This window comes from Spirilliplanes yamanashiensis, assembly GCF_016863475.1.
Lineage (GTDB): Bacteria > Actinomycetota > Actinomycetes > Mycobacteriales > Micromonosporaceae > Spirilliplanes > Spirilliplanes yamanashiensis.
In genome coordinates this window covers 76,920-93,545 of record NZ_BOOY01000025.1, presented here as the reverse complement: position 1 = coordinate 93,545, position 16,626 = coordinate 76,920, and the positions used below count along the sequence as shown (strand labels likewise).

The 16,626-nt window shown below is 76.3% G+C and carries 14 protein-coding genes and 1 pseudogene; 5 read left to right on the top strand and 10 right to left on the bottom strand.

Annotated elements, in window-relative coordinates; translation table 11 throughout:
• Position 1: 1 nt before the first annotated feature.
• The 5 genes from Sya03_RS16020 to Sya03_RS16000 form a co-directional block, all read right to left on the bottom strand.
• Entirely contained in the window at positions 2 to 3,337 is a 3,336-nt protein-coding gene (locus Sya03_RS16020) for an ATP-binding protein (protein WP_203939101.1), read from the bottom strand.
• 39 nt (positions 3,338 to 3,376) lie between these two features.
• The gene (locus Sya03_RS16015; protein WP_203939100.1) at positions 3,377 to 4,036 is read right to left on the bottom strand and encodes a hypothetical protein; all 660 of its coding nucleotides are present in this window, start codon (positions 4,034 to 4,036) and stop codon (positions 3,377 to 3,379) included.
• A gap of 150 nt (positions 4,037 to 4,186) precedes the next feature.
• Positions 4,187 to 4,573: an Hsp20/alpha crystallin family protein gene (locus tag Sya03_RS16010; protein ID WP_203939099.1), complete on the bottom strand. Its 387-nt coding sequence runs from the start codon at positions 4,571 to 4,573 to the stop codon at positions 4,187 to 4,189.
• A 102-nt stretch (positions 4,574 to 4,675) separates the two neighbouring features.
• Entirely contained in the window at positions 4,676 to 6,343 is a 1,668-nt protein-coding gene (locus Sya03_RS16005; RefSeq protein ID WP_203939098.1) for a GAF domain-containing sensor histidine kinase, read from the bottom strand.
• Positions 6,344 to 6,384: 41 nt separating this feature from the next.
• The gene (locus Sya03_RS16000) at positions 6,385 to 6,612 is read right to left on the bottom strand and encodes a hypothetical protein (protein ID WP_203939097.1); all 228 of its coding nucleotides are present in this window, start codon (positions 6,610 to 6,612) and stop codon (positions 6,385 to 6,387) included.
• Positions 6,613 to 6,653: 41 nt separating this feature from the next.
• On the opposite strand from Sya03_RS16000, the gene Sya03_RS15995 reads away from it, so the two are divergent.
• Genes Sya03_RS15995 through Sya03_RS15985 form a run of 3 tightly spaced genes read left to right on the top strand, consistent with a single transcriptional unit; the run spans position 6,654 to position 8,551 of the window.
• Positions 6,654 to 7,259, top strand: coding sequence for a flavodoxin family protein (locus Sya03_RS15995; RefSeq protein ID WP_239107573.1), 606 nt, complete (start codon positions 6,654 to 6,656; stop codon positions 7,257 to 7,259).
• Between the two features lie 57 nt (positions 7,260 to 7,316).
• A complete protein-coding gene (locus Sya03_RS15990; RefSeq protein ID WP_239107572.1) occupies positions 7,317 to 8,102 on the top strand; it encodes a M23 family metallopeptidase in 786 nt (261 codons plus the stop codon).
• A 44-nt stretch (positions 8,103 to 8,146) separates the two neighbouring features.
• The gene (locus Sya03_RS15985; protein ID WP_203939096.1) at positions 8,147 to 8,551 is read left to right on the top strand and encodes a hypothetical protein; all 405 of its coding nucleotides are present in this window, start codon (positions 8,147 to 8,149) and stop codon (positions 8,549 to 8,551) included.
• 1 nt (position 8,552) lies between these two features.
• Here the strand turns inward: Sya03_RS15985 and Sya03_RS15980 are convergent, their stop codons facing one another.
• The gene (locus Sya03_RS15980; protein ID WP_239107571.1) at positions 8,553 to 9,143 is read right to left on the bottom strand and encodes a fibronectin type III domain-containing protein; all 591 of its coding nucleotides are present in this window, start codon (positions 9,141 to 9,143) and stop codon (positions 8,553 to 8,555) included.
• Between the two features lie 134 nt (positions 9,144 to 9,277).
• Here Sya03_RS15980 and Sya03_RS15975 point away from each other — a divergent pair, with 134 nt between their 5' ends.
• Positions 9,278 to 11,050: an alpha/beta hydrolase gene (locus Sya03_RS15975; RefSeq protein ID WP_203939094.1), complete on the top strand. Its 1,773-nt coding sequence runs from the start codon at positions 9,278 to 9,280 to the stop codon at positions 11,048 to 11,050.
• 115 nt (positions 11,051 to 11,165) lie between these two features.
• The gene (locus tag Sya03_RS15970) at positions 11,166 to 11,531 is read left to right on the top strand and encodes a VOC family protein (RefSeq protein WP_203939093.1); all 366 of its coding nucleotides are present in this window, start codon (positions 11,166 to 11,168) and stop codon (positions 11,529 to 11,531) included.
• On the opposite strand, the pseudogene Sya03_RS15965 reads toward Sya03_RS15970, so the two are convergent.
• From Sya03_RS15965 to Sya03_RS31570, 4 genes and pseudogenes are all read right to left on the bottom strand, one after another.
• A pseudogene (locus tag Sya03_RS15965) lies at positions 11,528 to 11,936 on the bottom strand (helix-turn-helix domain-containing protein); the annotation flags it as partial. The gene Sya03_RS15970 and the pseudogene Sya03_RS15965 overlap by 4 nt on opposite strands.
• A 94-nt stretch (positions 11,937 to 12,030) precedes the next feature.
• Positions 12,031 to 12,345: a cupin domain-containing protein gene (locus Sya03_RS15960; RefSeq protein WP_203939092.1), complete on the bottom strand. Its 315-nt coding sequence runs from the start codon at positions 12,343 to 12,345 to the stop codon at positions 12,031 to 12,033.
• Positions 12,346 to 12,448: 103 nt separating this feature from the next.
• On the bottom strand, positions 12,449 to 13,135 hold the full coding sequence (locus Sya03_RS15955; RefSeq protein WP_203939091.1) for a maleylpyruvate isomerase N-terminal domain-containing protein: 687 nt from the start codon (positions 13,133 to 13,135) through the stop codon (positions 12,449 to 12,451).
• A gap of 67 nt (positions 13,136 to 13,202) precedes the next feature.
• On the bottom strand, positions 13,203 to 16,517 hold the full coding sequence (locus Sya03_RS31570) for a S8 family peptidase (protein WP_203939090.1): 3,315 nt from the start codon (positions 16,515 to 16,517) through the stop codon (positions 13,203 to 13,205).
• Between the last annotated feature and the right edge of the window lie 109 nt (positions 16,518 to 16,626).

Sequence of the window (16,626 nt, the reverse complement as noted above, 5' to 3'; positions counted from 1 at the left end):
GTCAGCCCAGCCGGTCGAGGGCCGCGTCGGTGCGCGCCAGCCACACCGGCAGGCCCAGCTCGGCGTGGGTGCGGCGGGCCGCGGACAGGTGCGCGCGGGCGGCGGCCGGGTCGCCGTCCGCCGCGGCCAGCTCGCCGAGCGTCAGGTCGACGGCGCCGGCCACGCCGACCGGCAGCGTCCCGGCGAACCGGCCCGAGTACGGCGCCAGCTGCGCCCGCAGGTCCGCCACGGCCGCGGCGTCGCCCAGCCCCATCCAGGTGTACGACCGGAACACGACGAACGTGGACCACAGGTAGTTCCACGGCAGCGGCGGCTGGTCCGGCCACGGGCCGAGCACCCGGCGGGCCTCGTCCGCGCGCCCCGCCTCGACGAGCGCGAGCCCGAGCAGCTCGCGGAACAGCGGGAAGTGCCGCGCGGCGCCCTCCAGCGTCGCCACCAGCTCGCCGAGCCGCCCCTGCACCCAGCGCAGCAGCGACAGCTGGACCAGGGCGATGCCCATCCCCGCCATGGCGAGCGTCGCCTGGAACGCCTCCAGGTCGGCGATGTCGGCCTCCGCACCGGCGAGGTCGCCGGTCAGCTGCCGCCACGTCGCCCGGCACCAGCCCGCCACCATGAGGTCGCCGGGCAGCTGGTGACGCCGGGCGTGCTCCTCGGCCCGGACCAGGTCGGCGTCGGCCTCGGCGAGCCGCCCCAGCTCGGTGCGGTCGGACGCCCGGGTGGTGAGCGCCCCGGCCAGGCCGGACACGTCACCGAGGTCCACCGCCAGGGTGAGCAGCTCGTCGAGGATCGGCGTCCGGTGGTGCAGCAGGTCGGGCCGGATCAGGGCCTGCACGGCGAGGCGCAGCACCTGGAAGCGGACCGTGTCCCGCGCCCCCGACCGGCGGACCGCCTGCACCGCCTCGTCGGCGAGCGCGGTGGTGCGCCCGGCCGAGCCCGGCCGGTACAGCAGCTCCACCGCCAGCGACACCCGCACGAGCGCGCGCAGGTCCGCCCGGTCCTCGGGCAGCCGCGCCAGCACGTCCTCCCACAGCGCGACGGCCGCGTCGTCCCAGTCGCCGGCGTTGCGCCAGCCCCAGGTGCCGGTGGTGATCGTCAGCATCGCCCGGGCCGCCCCGACCGCGTCGCCGCGATCGAGCGCCGCCCGCGCCGCGCGGGCCACCGGCTGCCAGGCCTCGATCGGGCGGCCCAGCCGGATCAGCGCCGCCGCCTGCCCGAGCAGCACCGGCTCGCGCTCGGCGGCGGTGACGTGCGGGTCCAGGTCCTGCAGCTCCGCCGCCTCGGCGAGCAGCCGGTACGCCTCGTCGTGGGCGGACCCGGCGGCCGCGGCCAGCCCCGCGCGCCGGGCGAACACCCACGCCGACCGCGCGTGCAGGGGCCCGGCCAGCCGGTAGTGCTCGGCGAGCTCCGCGACGTGCGCGCCGACCTCGCCCGCGTACCGCTGCTCCAGCGCCACCGCGACCTCGGCGTGCGCCCGGGCCCGGGTCGGCGCGGGCAGCCCGTGGTAGATCGCGTCGCGGACCAGCGCGTGGCTGAACCGGAACCGGCCCGGCTCCAGCTCGTCGACCAGCCCGAGCATCAGCGCCGACTCCACCGCCTCGGCGACCTGCTCGCGCTCCGCCCCGGCGGCGTGCGCCACGACCAGCAGGTCGAACGAGCGCCCGGCGACGGCGGCCGTGCCGAGCACCAGGGCCGAGGACTCCGGCAGCCGGGCGAGGCGCTCCCGGACGACGTCGCGGACGCCGTCGGGCACCACCCGCCACGCGCCCGCGTCCAGGGACGTCAGGCCGCCGTCGCGGACCAGCAGCCGGACCAGCTCGGTGACGTAGAACGGGTTGCCGTCGGTGCGGGCGGCCAGCTCCGCCGCCACCTCCGGCGGCACCCGCAGGTCGGCGTACGCCTCGACCCACGCGGTGATGGCGGCGGCGTCCAGCCCGGCCAGGTCGACGCGCACCGGCCCGGTGCGGGCAAGGGCGGCGAGCGCGTCCACGACCGCCGGCCCGATCTCGGCGGGCGCCGAGCGCAGCGCGACCACCAGCACCACCGGCAGCGCCGGCAGCTGGGCGGCGACCCGGCGCAACAGGCGCAGGCTCTCGGTGTCGGCCCAGTGCACGTCGTCGAGGACGAGCATCGTGGGCGGGCCGTCGCGCAGCGCGTCGGCCAGCGCCGCGGCCTGGCGGAAGCTGGCGGCCGAGGCGTCGACCACGTCGGCGGACGGCGGGTCGAGCAGGCCGGGCCGCCCGAGCACCTGCCGGGTCGCCTCCGACCAGCCCCACAGCGCCGGGCAGGCCTCCGCCTCCCAGCCGCCGCGTCCACACCGGAAGCCGAGCGCCCCGGCCCGGGCGGCGAGCGCCTCGGTGAGCCGGGTCTTGCCGATGCCGGCCTCGCCGGTGACGAGCACGATCCCGCCCCGGCCGCCGGCCGCGTCGCGCAGCACGTGGTCGGCGGCGGCGAGGGCGTCGTCCCGGCCGAACAGCCGCGGCCCGGGCGCGCCCGCGGCGGGCGAGGGGGTGGGCGCGGGAGCAGGCGCGGCGGCGGGCTCGGCGGCGGGGACGGGCGGCGGCGCCGAACCGCCGCGCACCGGGGCCGCGTCCAGGGCCGGGGCCGCCGCGTCCAGAGCCGGGTCCTGGCGCAGGATCAGCTCCTCCAGCCGGCGCAGCTCCGGGCCCGGGTCGACGCCCAGCTCCTCGGCGAGGTGCTCGCGGGCCCGGCGCAGCGCGGCGAGGGCGTCGCCCTGCCGCGCCGACCGGTACAGCGCCCGGCCCAGCAGCGCCCACATGCCCTCGCGCAACGGGTGCAGCCGCACCAGCTGCTCCAGCTCCGGCACCGCCTCGGCGTGCCGGCCCTGCCCGATCCGGGCCTCCCAGAGCTGCTCGGTGGCCGCCATCCGCAGCTCCTCGAGCCGGGTCGCCTCCGCCGCCAGGGCCGGGCCGCCGACCCCCGCGTACGCCGCGCCCTTCCACAGCCCGAGCGCCTCGGTGAGCAGCGGTTCGGCGTTGCCGTTGCCGCGGGCCCGGCGCACCAGGTCGGTGAACCGCCGGGCGTCGACCTCGGCCGCCGTCACGTCCAGGGAGTAGCCGCCGGCGTGCGTACGCAACCGCTCCGCCGAGCGCCCGGGGTCGAGCGCCCGGCGGAGCCGCGCGACGTACGACTGCAGTGAGGTCTCGACCCGGGCCGGCGGGGCGTCCCCCCAGATCTGGTTGATCAGGTACTCCACCGACACGGCCCGGCCGTCGGCGGCCACCAGCAGGGCCAGCAGGGTGCGGGGCTTGAGCCCGCCCAGGTCGGCCGCCTGGTCACCGACGGCCACCTCGAGGTCGCCGAGCACCTGCACACGCATGGCGCGATCGTAGGGGCAGCCCGGCGCCGGGCACCTCGGTCAGACGGGCACCGGCTCGCGCGGCGTGGCCACCGCGGCGGGGCGCGGCGCACCGGCCAGCCCGGTGGCGAGCGCCCACACCGCGAAGAGGATCGACGCACCGGCGAAGGCGGGCGTCAGCTCGGTGTCGGGCAGCGCCATGGTCAGCGGCACGGACACGGCGTGCAGCAGCCCGCCGACGACGCCGGGCAGCCCGGCGAACCGGCGCGGCCCGCTCCAGTCGGCCAGCTGCCGGGCGGCCAGGTAGGCGACGGCGAGCCCGGTGACCGGGTACAGCAGCAGGCTCAGCCCGAGGTGAGTGAACGCGACCGGCGCGGCCCCGCCGTGGTGCAGCGCGTGGCTGTCGACGACGGCGGCGAGGTGGAACGCGGTCTCGACCACGTACACGGTCACGGCGACGGCCGCGAAGCCGAGCGCCCGCTGCACCCCCGGCCACGCCTGGCGCCGGTGCGCGATGACGAGCCCGGCGGCGAGCAGCACGGTGCTGATCATGATGAGGACGTGCGCCGGCACCCAGTCGGGGTGCGCGGTCATGATGGCGAGTTCCTCGCGCAGCGGGTGCTCGGCGTCGGACGCGGGGTGCATCGGGCCGCCGGCCAGCATGACGACGCCGGAGGCCACCAGGGCGAGCCGCCAGCCGTGGTTGCGCAGCAGGTTCACGGGAGGTTCCTTTCGTTCGAAGAGGTGCCTCACCGTGGCGCCCGGCGCCTGCATCCGGCTTGCGTTTGACCGGCAGGCCGCATGCACGCGGGCAGGGGCCGCGCGGCTGCCCGCGCGGCCCCTGCCCGGGGTGCGATGTGTGGTGGTGCGTCAGGCGGCCGCGGTGACCTCGACGCGGCGCGGCCGGTGCTCCTCGGCGACCGGGATGGTCAGCGTGAGCACGCCCTTGTCGTAGCGCGCCTCCAGCCGGTCGGTGTCGAGCGACTCGGACAGGACGAGGCGGCGGCCGACGGTGCCGGTGGGCCGCTCGCTGACCAGGCGCCGCACGTCGTCGCCGGCGGTCGGGGTCCGCTCGGCCCGGACGGTGAGCACGCGGCGGTCGACGGTGACGTCGATGCCGGCCGGGTCGACGCCGGGCAGGTCGATGTCGATGTGGAAGGCGTCGCCGTCCCGGTAGGCGTCCAGGCGGGCGCCCGAGGTGCGGGCGGACGACTCGAGGACGCGGGCGGTGAGGCGGTCGAAGTCGGAGCGGATCATGGGTGGTTCCCTCCCGGTGAGAGGCCTTGGTTGAGTGTTGGTGACTCAACCTCCTCAACGGCACCGGGGGCCGCGGCAATCCGGCCGGGGCTGTGAGCCCGGCTACAGGTCGCCGGGCAGGGTGAAGCGGAAGGTCGCGCCGCCGCCCGGCGTCTCGTCCACCCAGATCCGGCCGCCGTGGCGGTGCACGATGCGCTCGCAGGTGGCCAGCCCGATGCCGTGGCCCGAGCGATCGCCGGGGAGCCGGGTGAACATGCCGAAGACCTCCGTCCGCCGGTCGGCCGGGATGCCCGGGCCGTCGTCGGCGACGGCGATCTCCCAGCCGCCGTCGACCGGGTGCGCGGAGCAGACGACGTGCGGCCCGCGGCCCGGCGCCGCGAACTTCACCGCGTTCGCGACGAGGTTCTGCAGCACCTGCCGGATCGCCACCGGGTCGCAGACCACCGTGGGCAGGTCGCCGTCGACGGTCACCCGGGCGCCGGCCGCCGCCACCGCCCGGTGCAGGTCGACGGCGACCTGGTCGACGAGCCCGCCCAGGTCGGTGGGCTCGGCGCGCAGGCGGTCGCCGCCCGCCTTGGCGTGGCCGAGCAGCGAGTCGATGAGCTGGCACATCCGGTCGGACGCCGCCAGCATCGTCGTCAGCCAGCGGCGGCCGGCGTCGTCCAGCCGGTCGGCGTACGTGTCCTCGAACTGCTCCAGGTAGCCGCGCACGACGGTCAGCGGCGCCTTGAGGTCGTGGCTGGCGACCGCGGCCAGGCCCTGCAGCTCCGCGTTCGAGCGGCGCAGCTCGGCGACCGTCGCGTCGAGCTGGGCGGTGCGTTCGGTCAGCTCGGCGTTGACCAGGTGCAGCACGCGCTGGGCGGCGCGGGCGGCGGTCACGTCGGTCATGGCGACCACCGCGCCGGCCGGGCGGCCGTCCGGGCCGGTCAGGACGCGGCCGGTGCACAGCACCTCGACGGGGGGCCGGCCGTGCGGCGCGATGACCATCTCGGCGTCCACCACGGCGCCCTCGGTCAGCGCGCGGATCACCGGGATGCGGTCGGCCGCGAGCCGGGTGATGCCGTCGGCCTCGAACAGGTCGTAGTAGCGCGCCAGCTCGGCCGGGCCGACGGCGGCGACCGCGTCGACGCCGTGCCAGCCGCGGGTGGCCCGGTTGAACAGGGTCGGGTGGCCGCCGGCGTCGACCGCGACGATGCCGACGTCGACGCTGTCCAGCACGGCGTCCAGGAAGGCGGTGCGGGCCTCCTCGCGCGCGGCGAGCTGCTCCTGCACCCGGGCCTGCCGGCGGCGCTCGAACAGGCCGACCACCACCTCGGCCAGGTCGGCCAGGCGCGCGCGCTGCACCGCGTCGAGGTCGCCGGGCTCGGTGTCGAAGACGCAGACGGTGCCGAGGGTGTACCCATCGGCGGTGACCAGCGGCACCGCCGCGTAGAAGCGGACGTCCGCGCGCAGCCCGGTCACCCACGGGTTCGCGGCGAAGCGCGGGTCCGCGCGGGCGTCCGGCACCACGACCAGGCCGCCGATGGTGAGGCTGACCGCGCACATCGACTCGTCGCGGTCCGAGTCGCCGCCGGCGAAGCCGACGGTGGTGATCTGGCACTGGCGGCGGTCATCGATCAGGTTGACGACGGCGGTGGGCACCCGCGCCACGTGCGCGGCGACGCGCAGCACCGCCTCCAGCTCGGGGCCGGCGGGGGCGTCGAGCAGGCCGTAGGAGTTCAGCGCGGCGAGCCGGCCGGGGTCGTCGAGGTCGACCGGAACAGCTCCCACACCGGCCCCTTCGGCACCGGTCGCGGGTTACTGAGCCGGGGTCACCGGGCGTGCCGCCGCAGCTGCACCACCACGATGTCGCCGGCCGCGACGACGGCCAGCACGACGAGCACCCACGCCATGCCGTCGAGGTCGGCCCGCCACGACAGCACCGCCAGCACCGCGCAGGCGACCAGGCCGAACACGGCCAGCCACAGGCGCAGCGTCAGCGCGGAGTACGGCCGGTCGAAGTCGCCGCGCCGGCCGCGCGGCTGCCGCCCCAGGTTCATGGCCCTCGATTACCCGGCCCGCGCCCGGGTAACGCCTGATCATGACATTGAAGGCACTGGTGCTGTGCTGCACGCTCAAGCCGTCCCCCGCCGAGTCGAGCGCCGAGCTGCTCGGCCGGGAGGTCCTGACCGCCCTGGCCGACCACGACGTCACCGGCGAGGTGATCCGGGTCGTCGACCACGACGTGAAGTTCGGCGTGACGACCGACGAGGGCGGTGGCGACGAGTGGCCGGCCATCCGGGCCAAGCTGCTCGACGCCCAGATCCTGGTCGTCGCCAGCCCGATCTGGCTGGGCCAGCCGTCGAGCGTCTGCAAAATGGTGCTGGAACGGCTCGACGCCGAGCTGTCGGAGACCGACGACCAGGGCCGCCTGCTGACGTTCGGCAAGGTCGCGGCCGTGGCCGTCGTCGGCAACGAGGACGGCGCGCACCAGGTCACCGCCTCGGTGCTGCAGGCGCTCAACGACGTCGGGTTCACCGCCGCCGCCAACGCCAGCACCTACTGGGTCGGCGAGGCGATGAAGGGCCAGGACTACAAGGACGCCGGGCCCAAGCCGGACACCACGGGCGCGGCCACGAAGACCCTGGCCGCGAACGCGGCGCACCTCGCGCACCTGCTCGCGGGCAGCCCGTACCCCGCCAGCTGACCCGCACCTCAGCGCGACCACAGGCGGACCTCAGGGCTCTTTGGCAGCCTCCCGCCGGTGAAGCATCGGCAGCGCACCCCCGGACGGCACCGGCCGGTCGAGACCGGCCGGCACCGGGCCGACGAACCGTTGTTCGGCCGCGGCCGGCACCGGGCCCCGTTCGACGCCGCCGAGCGCGGCCGGCAGGTGGCCGCCACGGCGGCGCTGCTGGCCGGCGTCGGCATCGCCGGCGGCAGCGCCGCCGGCGCCGGACAGGACGCCCCGCCGACGGCCGACACGGTCATCGCGCTGGAGGCGCGCGCCGCCGAACCGCCCGCCTCGCGCTCCGCCGCCCGCGCCCCCGCCGCGCCCACGGTGCCGCTGGCCGCGCCCGGCACCCCGGTGGCGCAGCCGGCGAAGAAGAAGGCGAAGCCCGCCCCGAAGAAGGCGGCGGCGCCGGCCTGGGTGGACCCGATGCCGTCCGGGCGCACCACGTCCTGCTTCGGCCAGCGCTGGGGCCGCCTGCACGCGGGCGTCGACCTGGCCGCGCCGGCCGGCACCCCGGTCCGGGCCGCGGGCGCCGGCCGGGTCGTGCAGGCCGGCAACTGGGCCGGCGGGTACGGCATCAGCGTCCTGGTCGAGCACCCCAACGGCTTCCTCACCCACTATGCCCACCTGCGCGAGCGGCACGTCTCGGTCGGCGACAGGGTGAGCGCCGGCGAGCAGCTCGGCGAGGAGGGCTCGACCGGCAACTCCACCGGCCCGCACCTGCACTTCGAGGTGCACCGGGGCGCGTGGCGCAACCCCGTCGAGCCGACCCGCTGGCTGGCCGACCGGGGCGTGTCGATCCCCGGCTGCCGCTGAGCGCCGCGCCCCGGGCGGCAGCCCGCTGTGGCACTGTGGAGATCATGAGTTACGACCTCGCCTTCGTGCCCAAGGCGCCCGGCCAGGACTGGGAGGACGCCCTAGCCGCGGGGCGCGCCGCCGCCGCGGCGGCTCCGGACCCCGCCGTGTTCGACCGGCTCGTGACGGCCGCCCGCGAGATCCTCGGCGCGGTGCAGGTGTCGCCGCCGGAGCTGGGCGACGAGGAGTCCGGCGTCCGGCTCGGCCTGGCGGCGGGCCGCGCCGTCATCACGGTGCCGTTCGGGCACACCGGCGCGGCGGCGCGCGAGGCGCTCGCCAAGGCGTACCGGCTGGGGGCGGTGGTGGAGCGCGAGACCGGCCTGGCCGGTTACGACCCGCAGCTCGACCGCGGCCTGGACGACCCGACCACGGCGGTCGCCGTCTACGAGCGGGTGTCGGCCGGCCTCTGAGTCACTCCGGGTAGACGACGCCCGACCGGCCGCTGCGCGGGCGCGGCGTGCCGTCGAGCTGGTAGCCGGACTCGGGCGCGTCGACCCAGACGATGTACGGCCGCCCGGGCCGCAGCCCGGTGATGGTGCCGCTGGCCGAGCAGCCCGACGTCACGGTGACCGTCTGCCACTCCAGCTCGGGCTGGACGCCGCTGACGTTGTCCTGCGGCACGGCGGTGATGCGGAAGGAGTCCGGCGGCGGCTCGCCGACCCGCGGCCAGCTCGCCCGGATCGAGCCCGCGCCGACCTCGGTGTTCACCGGCAGCAGCACCTGCCCGGCGAGCCAGTCGAAGGCGCAGACGGTGTCCTCGGGCAGCGGGCTGAACGACGGCGTCGGGGTGGGCGACGGCTTGGCGGTGGCGGACGGCTTCGGCGTGGCCGCGGCCCGGCCCTTCTCGAACAGGATCCAGCTGTCCTCGGGTGACGCGCTCCCCTCGGCGACGACCGTGTCGGCGGCGCCGTCCTTGCCGGTGATCATGGACGTGTCGCATCCGCTCAGCAGCAGCGGCAGGGCCGCGAGCGCACCGAGCAGCGCCGTCCGGGTCGATCGCACGAAGGTCCCGTTCGGCGGCGGGGCGGCCGACCTGAGGAATGTGCCCCTCGGGGCGGAGTCCGGCGCCGCCATCGACAGCGCGCGATACGGTCACTCCCGAACCGGTCCCCCACCCACCCCTCGGAAGGACCCTCATGCACCTGACGTACCGCCCGCTGCTCGCGGGCGCCGCCGCCGGCACGCTGCTGGCCGGCCTCGCCGCCGCCGGGCCGGTCGCCGCCGCCCCCGCCGGCGACCCGGCCGCGACCTCGGCCGCGACCTCGGCCGCGGCCCCGGCCGCCGCCCCCGCCGCCGCCACGGCGGGCTCGCCGTACGGCGACCGCACCAGCGCCGAGGAGCGCCGCCGGGTGGACCGTGTGGCCGCGCCCCGGTTCACCTGGGAGAGCTGCTTCGAGGTCGCCGAGTGCGACACCGTGCAGCTTCCGCTCGACTACGACCGGCCGGGCGGCGCGAAGGTCGACATCGCCGTCGCCCGGGTGAAGGCGGCCGACCCGGCCCGCCGCATCGGCACGCTGTTCGTCAACCCCGGCGGTCCGGGCGGCAGCGGCGTGGCGATCGCCGTGGCCGCGCCCCGCTTCCTCAGCCCCGAGGTGCTGGCCCGCTTCGACGTGGTCGGCTTCGACCCGCGCGGCATCGAGGGCAACGGCACCGACGGCGTGCGCTGCTTCCCGTCCGCCGCCGCCCAGGCGGAGGCCATGGCGGGCATGAACGTGCCGTTCCCCGTCGGCGCCGCCGAGGAGAAGGCGTTCATCGCCTCGGCCAAGAAGCTGGGCCGCGGCTGTTCCACCACGGGCCGCCCGCTGTCCGGCGCCATGTCGACCGCCGAGGCGGCCCGCGACATGGACGTGCTGCGCCGCGCCGTCGGCGACAGCAAGCTCACCTACCTGGGCTTCAGCTACGGCACCGCGCTCGGGCAGTACTACGCCAACATGTTCCCGGACCGGGTGCGGGCCGTGGCCATCGACGGCGTCATCAACCCGGTGTCCTGGGTCGGCACCCGGCGCACCGCCGAGATCATCCAGGACGACCGGCTGCGCAGCGCCGACGGCGCGTACCGGGCGCTGCGCGAGCTGCTGACCCGTTGCGGCCGGGCGGGCGCCGAGGTGTGCGCGCTGGCCGCCGAGGGCGACCCGCGCAAGCTGTACGACCTGGTGGCGCAGCGGCTGCGCAAGCAGCCCCTGGTGATCGAGGTGCCGGGCGGCGAGCCGTTGACCATCACCTACGCCGACTTCGTCAGCTACACGCTGGGCGCGCTGTACGACCCCAACGGCGCGGAGTTCATCGTGGCCGAGACGCTCGCCATCCACCTCGAGCAGGAGGGGCGGGCGGGAGCCGACCCGGCCGCGCTGGCCCGGCTGCGGGCAGCCGCCGAGGAGCCCGAGGAGGAGTTCTACGACAACGGCTACGAGGCGTACTCCGGGGTGGCGTGCACCGACGCTCTGCACCCGAGCCGCGCCGAGCAGTGGCCGGCCCAGACGGCGGCCGCCGACCGGCGCGCCCCGTACTTCGGCCGGGCCTGGGACTGGGGCACCGTGCAGTGCGCCCGCAACGCGTGGTCGGTCCGGGACGAGGACGCGTACTTCGGCCCGTGGAACAAGCGGACGTCGGCGCCGGTGCTGGTCGTGGGCAACTACTACGACCCGGCGACCAATTACGACGACGCGGTGAGCTCGGCGCGCCTGCTGCCGAACTCGCGCCTGCTGTCGAGCGACAGCTGGGGCCACACCGCGTACGGCACGTCGGCGTGTGTGACGTCCGCGATGGACGCCTACCTGCTGTCGGTGGCGCTGCCGCAGCGCGGCACGGTGTGCACGGGCGACGCGCAGCCGTTCCAGCCGGCCCCGGCGGCGCGCGCCGCGGTGGCCCGCGAGCTGCCGCCGGTCGCGCCGCGCGTCCCGCGGCGGTGACCTGACGGTGCGGGCGCTGGTTCCCGTCTCGGGGACCGGCGCCAGTACCTGACAGCACGTGTCAGTCTTGCCGCGCAGGATGGACCCGCACACGTTCGACGGAAGGCGGCCCATCATGCCCGGCTTTGCCCAGCTCATCATGGTCAGCATCGACTGCGCCGACCCGGCGCGGCTGGCCTCGTTCTACGCCGCGATCACCGGCTGGGACGTCACCCACAGCCAGGACGAGTACGCGATGATCTCGGACGGCACCAGCTCCATCGGCTTCGGCCGGATCGAGGCGCACGCCCCGGTCGGCTGGCCAGACGAGTCCTCGCCCAAGCGGTTCCACCTCGACTTCTACGTCGACGACCTGGACGCCGCCGAGGCGCGCTGCGTGGAGCTGGGCGCCACCCGGCCCGCGCAGCAGCCGAACCCGGAGCGGTGGCGGGTCCTGCTCGACCCGTCCGGCCACCCGTTCGACATCTGCCTGCGCAGCTAGCCGGCGCGGCGGGTGAACGCCTGCCGGTAGCTCGACGGCGCGGTGCCCAGCTCCCGCACGAAGTGCTGACGCAGCAGGGCGGCCGACCCGAACCCGACGAGCCCGGCCACGTCCTCCATGGACAGATCCGCCCGCTCCTCGATGAGCCGCTGCGCCGCGAGCACCCGCTGGCGCAGCACCCAGGCGTACGGGGTGGTGCCGGCGACGGCACGGAACCGGCGCGCGAAGGTGCGCCGCCTCGACGTACTGGGCCTGGCCGCCGTCGCGGCACGGCGGCACGACCATGCGCCGGGCGACGGCGTTGGCGACGGCGGCGCCCTGTTCCTTACGCCCCAGGTGCAGGCACAGGTCGATGCCGGCGGCGGCGCCGGCCGAGGTGTAGACGGGCTCGTCGTCGACGTACAGCACGCCGGCGTGTCGATGCTGCCGGACGGCGCGACGGCCACCACGTCGGCGGACTGGAGCCGGTCGAAGCCGTGGACGGCGACGTCGTCGAGGCTCATCCGGGCCGCCGGGTGTGCTCGGCGGGCCCGAAGATCACCAGCACGGTGAGGTCCTCGGTGATGTCGGTGAACCGGTGCTCCTCCCCCGCGGGCACGAACGCGACCGTGCCGGGCCCCACGGGCGCGCTGCCGCCGGGCGTCCACAGCACGGCCCGCCCGGCGGTGACCACGTAGACCTCGTCCTCGGTGTGCGGCTGCTGACCGTCGGCGGCCCCGGCGGGCAGCGAGTAGGTGCCGACGCTGAGGTCGGCGGTGCGCAGGTGCTCGGCGTACCCGGCGCCGGGTCGCCCGGCCTCGGCGAGGATCTTCATGCGAGGACCACCTTCCTGCGGTGCGGGACCTCCGGCACGGCGTGCGCCGGCTGGGGGACGGGGACGAACGGGCGGACGTGCGCGGCGCCGAACAGCCGGTCGGTCATCGGATCACCGCCGGCAGGCCGTCGAGCCAGGGGGCGGGGGCCGGGCCGCGGCCGGTGGCCCACTCGGCGTACCCGGCGACGGTGGTGGTGACGGCGCGGCCGGCGTAGCCGACGACGACGGGGGCGGTGCGCACGTCGGCGGTGATGCCGTGGGCGGCGCCGAGCCGGGCGAGCAGCCGCAGGCACACGTCGGTGGCGGCGGGGTGCAGCCAGTCGCCGGGTGGGGCGTCGAGGGCGCGGGCCAGGTCGAAGCCGTGCACGGTGCCCTCGACGCACCGGGTGACGAGGAAGTCTTCGAGCGTCAGGTCGCCCATCCGGGCGGTGACGAGCCGGTCGGCGCCGGGCAGGGCGGCGGTGACCCGGGCGGCGACGGCGCCGATCTCGTCCTGCCAGCGGATGCCGGTGGCGGCCTCGCCGGCGGCCCGCTCGCGGATGCCGTCGGCGGCCGCGGCGGCCAGCCCGTAGTAGTCGTCGAGGGTGACGGTGGCCGCCTCGGGGGCGGGCGCGGCGAGCGCGCCGGCGAGCGCGTCGATGTTGCGGGTGACGTGGGCGACCAGTTCGCGCACGGTCCACGGCGGCAGGCGGGTGGGCAGCGCCAGGTCGGCGTCGGTGAGCTGCCCGACGCGCTCGGCGAGCAGCGCGAACTGCCCGGTCGCGGCGGACCGGATCTCCAGGTACGACATGGGTCGAGCCTAGGATCCGGACGGCCGCCGGCGTCATGCCGGCGGCCGTCAGGATCCTGCCAAATGATCAGTAGCGGTAGGCGTTCGCGATGGTCTGCTCGACCGTGTTGCCGGCGGCGTCCGTCGCCGTGCTGCGGATCGTCACCGTGCCGGTGCCCTCCGGCCGCTCGACCAGCGCGACGCCGGTGCCGCCGACCCGGACCATCACCGGCTTGACCCAGGTGCGGCCGCCGTCGTGGGACAGCTCCAGGGTCAGCGCCGTGATCGCCCCGGCGGCCGACCCGGCCTGCTTCTGGGTGGTGAACACCAGCACGTAGCGGTCGGTGCCGATCACGGTGTTCCGCTCGTCGACGTTCGGCAGGAACCGCACGAGCGACAGCGGCAGCGGGCGCGCCGCCGCGGCGCTGCCCGAGCGGAACGTCCAGGCCACCATGTTCTGCGTGCCGAGCCCCACGAGCGGGCGCCGGCCGGTGTTGACGAGCAGCCGGTACGTCGCCTCGCCCGGCGGCACGTCGACGTCCAGGCCCGGGTACGTCTGGGTGTGCACGGTCTGCCCGTCGCGGTCGAGCCGGACGAACGAGCCGACCGTGATCGCGCTGGCGTACCGGCCCTGGTCGTCGCTGTACAGGTTGGGCACGCCGGTGATCCGGTCGCCGTCGCGGACGTACCCGTCGGCGAACAGCCCGTAGCCGGGGAACGACGGGCCGAACGCGCCCCGGTTCCACGACTCGCGGTAGGTCCGCCCCGCCCGGTACGTCTTCGGCTTGGCGGTGACGCTGTTGGCGTACGACGGCACCTCCGGCAGGAAGTCGAGCATCCCCTTGACGTTGTGCCAGAACTGCGTCTCCCAGGTGACGCCGCCCTCGCTGACGAAGTGGTCGGTGCGGGTGCCCGGCAGCGCGTGCTCGGTGGCGGCGGCGAAGTCGTCCGGGCCGTACCCGGGCCAGACCGGGATGTTGAACAGCGTGGCGGTGGAGCCGTCCACGGCGGCGGCGAGGTCCTGGCGCACGGTGGCCATCTCCGCCGACGTGACGGTGCGCTCGTAGCCGTCGAGGATCGTGCCGGGCTCGTCCAGGGCGACCGCGACCGTCCACGGGCTGTTCGTGCCGGAGCCGTCGGTGCCGGCCTCGGCGAAGTTCGCGCTGACCCGCGACTCGACGTGCGCGGCGCTGCCGCCGCCGCCGACCCGGGCGCTGAACACGTCGCGGAACGGGCCGCCGATGCCGTAGCCGAGCAGCTGCCCGTCGCCGACGGTGGCGGCGACGTTGAGGTAGCCGCCGGTCTGCACGGCGCCCGGCCGGTCGACGGCGAGCGCGACCGGCTTGCCGAGCCGCGCGTCCATCCCCACGACGGTGTCGGCGGTGAGGTCCAGCTCGGGGTCGGTCAGCATGGTGACGGTCCGGCCGGTGCCGGTGAGCGTCATGACGGTGGACGACACCAGGTAGCGCCCGGCGGGCAGCCGCAGCTCCAGGCTGCCCTGCGGCCCGACGTTGTCGGTGCGCATGACGTACCGGCTGTCGAGCCCGGCTACCACGGTGCGGGCGATGGAGGTGGCCCGGCCGGTGCGGTCGAGGTGGTTCAGGGTGAGCTTCACGGTGGGCTGCCGGTCGAGGCCGACCGGGGTGCGCACGGACACGCCGTCGCCGGTGGCGGTGAGCACGCCGCCGAACGCGCCGGGCCGCGCCGCGGTGCGGGCGTCGACGACGACGTCCACCGTGGACTCGCCGCCGGCGGGCACCGTGACGGTGTCGGCGCCGAGGGCGAACATGCCGGCGGGCGCCGCCTTGCCGAGCGTGGTGCGCCCGGTCAGGCCCAGCTTCAGCGTCACGTCGGCCGGGCCGGCGTTGCGGTAGGTGACGGTGCGGGTGACGGCCGCGCCGCCGGCGCTGAGGTCGTCGACCTGCACGCTCGCCGGTTCGGTGGTGACGGACTGGGTGACGGCGCGGGCGGCGTCGAGCCGGCCGGCGCCCTGCTCGTACGGCGACAGCTCCTCGGCCAGCGGCCGGGTGGACGCCATCAGCGCGGCCTTGAGCTGCGTGGCCGTCCACTGTGGGTGCCGCTGGGCGAGCAGCGCGGCCGCGCCGGCGACGTGCGGCGCCGCCATCGACGTGCCGCTCATCGTCGTGTAGCCGGTGGCGCTGCCGACGCTCGCGGCGGCGGCCGCGGTGATGTCGGTGCCGGGCGCGGCGATCTCCGGCTTGAGCGTGCCCGCGTCGGCCCTAGGCCCCACGCTGGAGTAGTCGGCGAGGGTGTCGTCCTTGCCGGTGGCGGCGACGGCGAGCGCGGCGTCCGCGCTGGCCGGCGAGCCCACCGGCACGTTGGCGCCGCTGTTGCCGGCGGAGACGACGAACAGCGTGCCGTGCGCGCGGCTCAGCGTGTCGACGGCCTCCTCCAGCTGGTCGACGCCGGGTGAGTCCGGCGAGCCGATGCTGATGTTGACCACCCGGAGCCGCAGGTCGGCGGCCATCCAGCGCATCGCGTCGAGCATCGCGGACTCGGCGCACCGGCGGTCCGGGCACGCCTTGCCGCTGTAGATGGACGCGCCGGGCGCGACGCCGCTGCGGCCGCCCTTGCCGGCGATCGTGGACGCGACGTGCGTGCCGTGCCCGGTGACGTCGGTCAGGCCGGTGCCGGTGAAGTCGCGGGCGACCACCCGGCCCGCCAGGTCGGGGTGGCTGTCGTCGACGCCGCCGTCGATGACGCCGACGGACACGCCCTCGCCGGTGTACCCGGCCCGCCACGCCTCGGGCGCCCCGATCAGCGGCACGCTCTCGTCGAGCTGCAGCTCGCGGAGGCCGTCGAGCCACACCTTGGCGACCTCGCCGCGCAGGCCGCGCGTCCCGGCCCCGGCGGGCGTGGTGAGCGCGTCCCACAGGTCGGCGGCGCGGTCCCGCTCCTGCTCGACGGCGAGCCCGCCGACGGCGCCCAGGTCCTTCACGACGTCGGCGTCGGCCGCCGCGGCACCGGCCCGCACCTTCTTCGCGCCGGCCGCGCCGCCCGCGTACTCGACGATCAGCGGCAGCTCGGCGCGGCTGTCGTCGTAGCCGAACTCGAGCAGTGTGGTGACGTCGAACAGGCGCGGGTCCAGCCTGCCCGCGGCGAGCAGCGGCTGGGCGTCGGCGGGCACGACCTCCAGCCGCCCGCCGATGCGCTGGGTCAGGTAGTGGACGTGCTCGCGGCCGGGCGACGGCAGCTTGACGACGCTGCGTCCGCCGTTCGCGACGGCGAACCGGTCCCCGGTGACGAGGGTGACGGTGCGCGCGTCGCCGGACGGCGCGGGCGCCGGGTCCGGCGGCGCGGCGGCCGCCGTCGCGGGCGGGACCATCGCGAGGGCGGCGGCGAGGGAGAGCAGGCAGAAGCCTGCCCGGGTACGTGACGGCACGGGCGTTCACTTTCTCGAAGGTGGTGGGGACCTTCTCAGGCGACGTGACTATGGCCCGGCGCGATTTGCCTGGTCAAGAGATTGTTAGAGGCTTTAACAGATTGGTACG

Excerpts from the sequence above, each read along its gene's own strand:
- Sya03_RS15975 (WP_203939094.1), top strand. The coding sequence starts at position 9,278 with ATGCACCTGACGTACCGCCCGCTGCTCGCGGGCGCCGCCGCCGGCACG.
- Sya03_RS16020 (WP_203939101.1), bottom strand. The coding sequence starts at position 3,337 with ATGCGTGTGCAGGTGCTCGGCGACCTCGAGGTGGCCGTCGGTGACCAG.
- Sya03_RS15995 (WP_239107573.1), top strand. The coding sequence starts at position 6,654 with ATGACATTGAAGGCACTGGTGCTGTGCTGCACGCTCAAGCCGTCCCCC.
- Sya03_RS16000 (WP_203939097.1), bottom strand. The coding sequence starts at position 6,612 with ATGAACCTGGGGCGGCAGCCGCGCGGCCGGCGCGGCGACTTCGACCGG.
- Sya03_RS15960 (WP_203939092.1), bottom strand. The coding sequence starts at position 12,345 with ATGAAGATCCTCGCCGAGGCCGGGCGACCCGGCGCCGGGTACGCCGAG.
- Sya03_RS15970 (WP_203939093.1), top strand. The coding sequence starts at position 11,166 with ATGCCCGGCTTTGCCCAGCTCATCATGGTCAGCATCGACTGCGCCGAC.
- Sya03_RS15985 (WP_203939096.1), top strand. The coding sequence starts at position 8,147 with ATGAGTTACGACCTCGCCTTCGTGCCCAAGGCGCCCGGCCAGGACTGG.
- Sya03_RS15955 (WP_203939091.1), bottom strand. The coding sequence starts at position 13,135 with ATGTCGTACCTGGAGATCCGGTCCGCCGCGACCGGGCAGTTCGCGCTG.
- Sya03_RS16010 (WP_203939099.1), bottom strand. The coding sequence starts at position 4,573 with ATGATCCGCTCCGACTTCGACCGCCTCACCGCCCGCGTCCTCGAGTCG.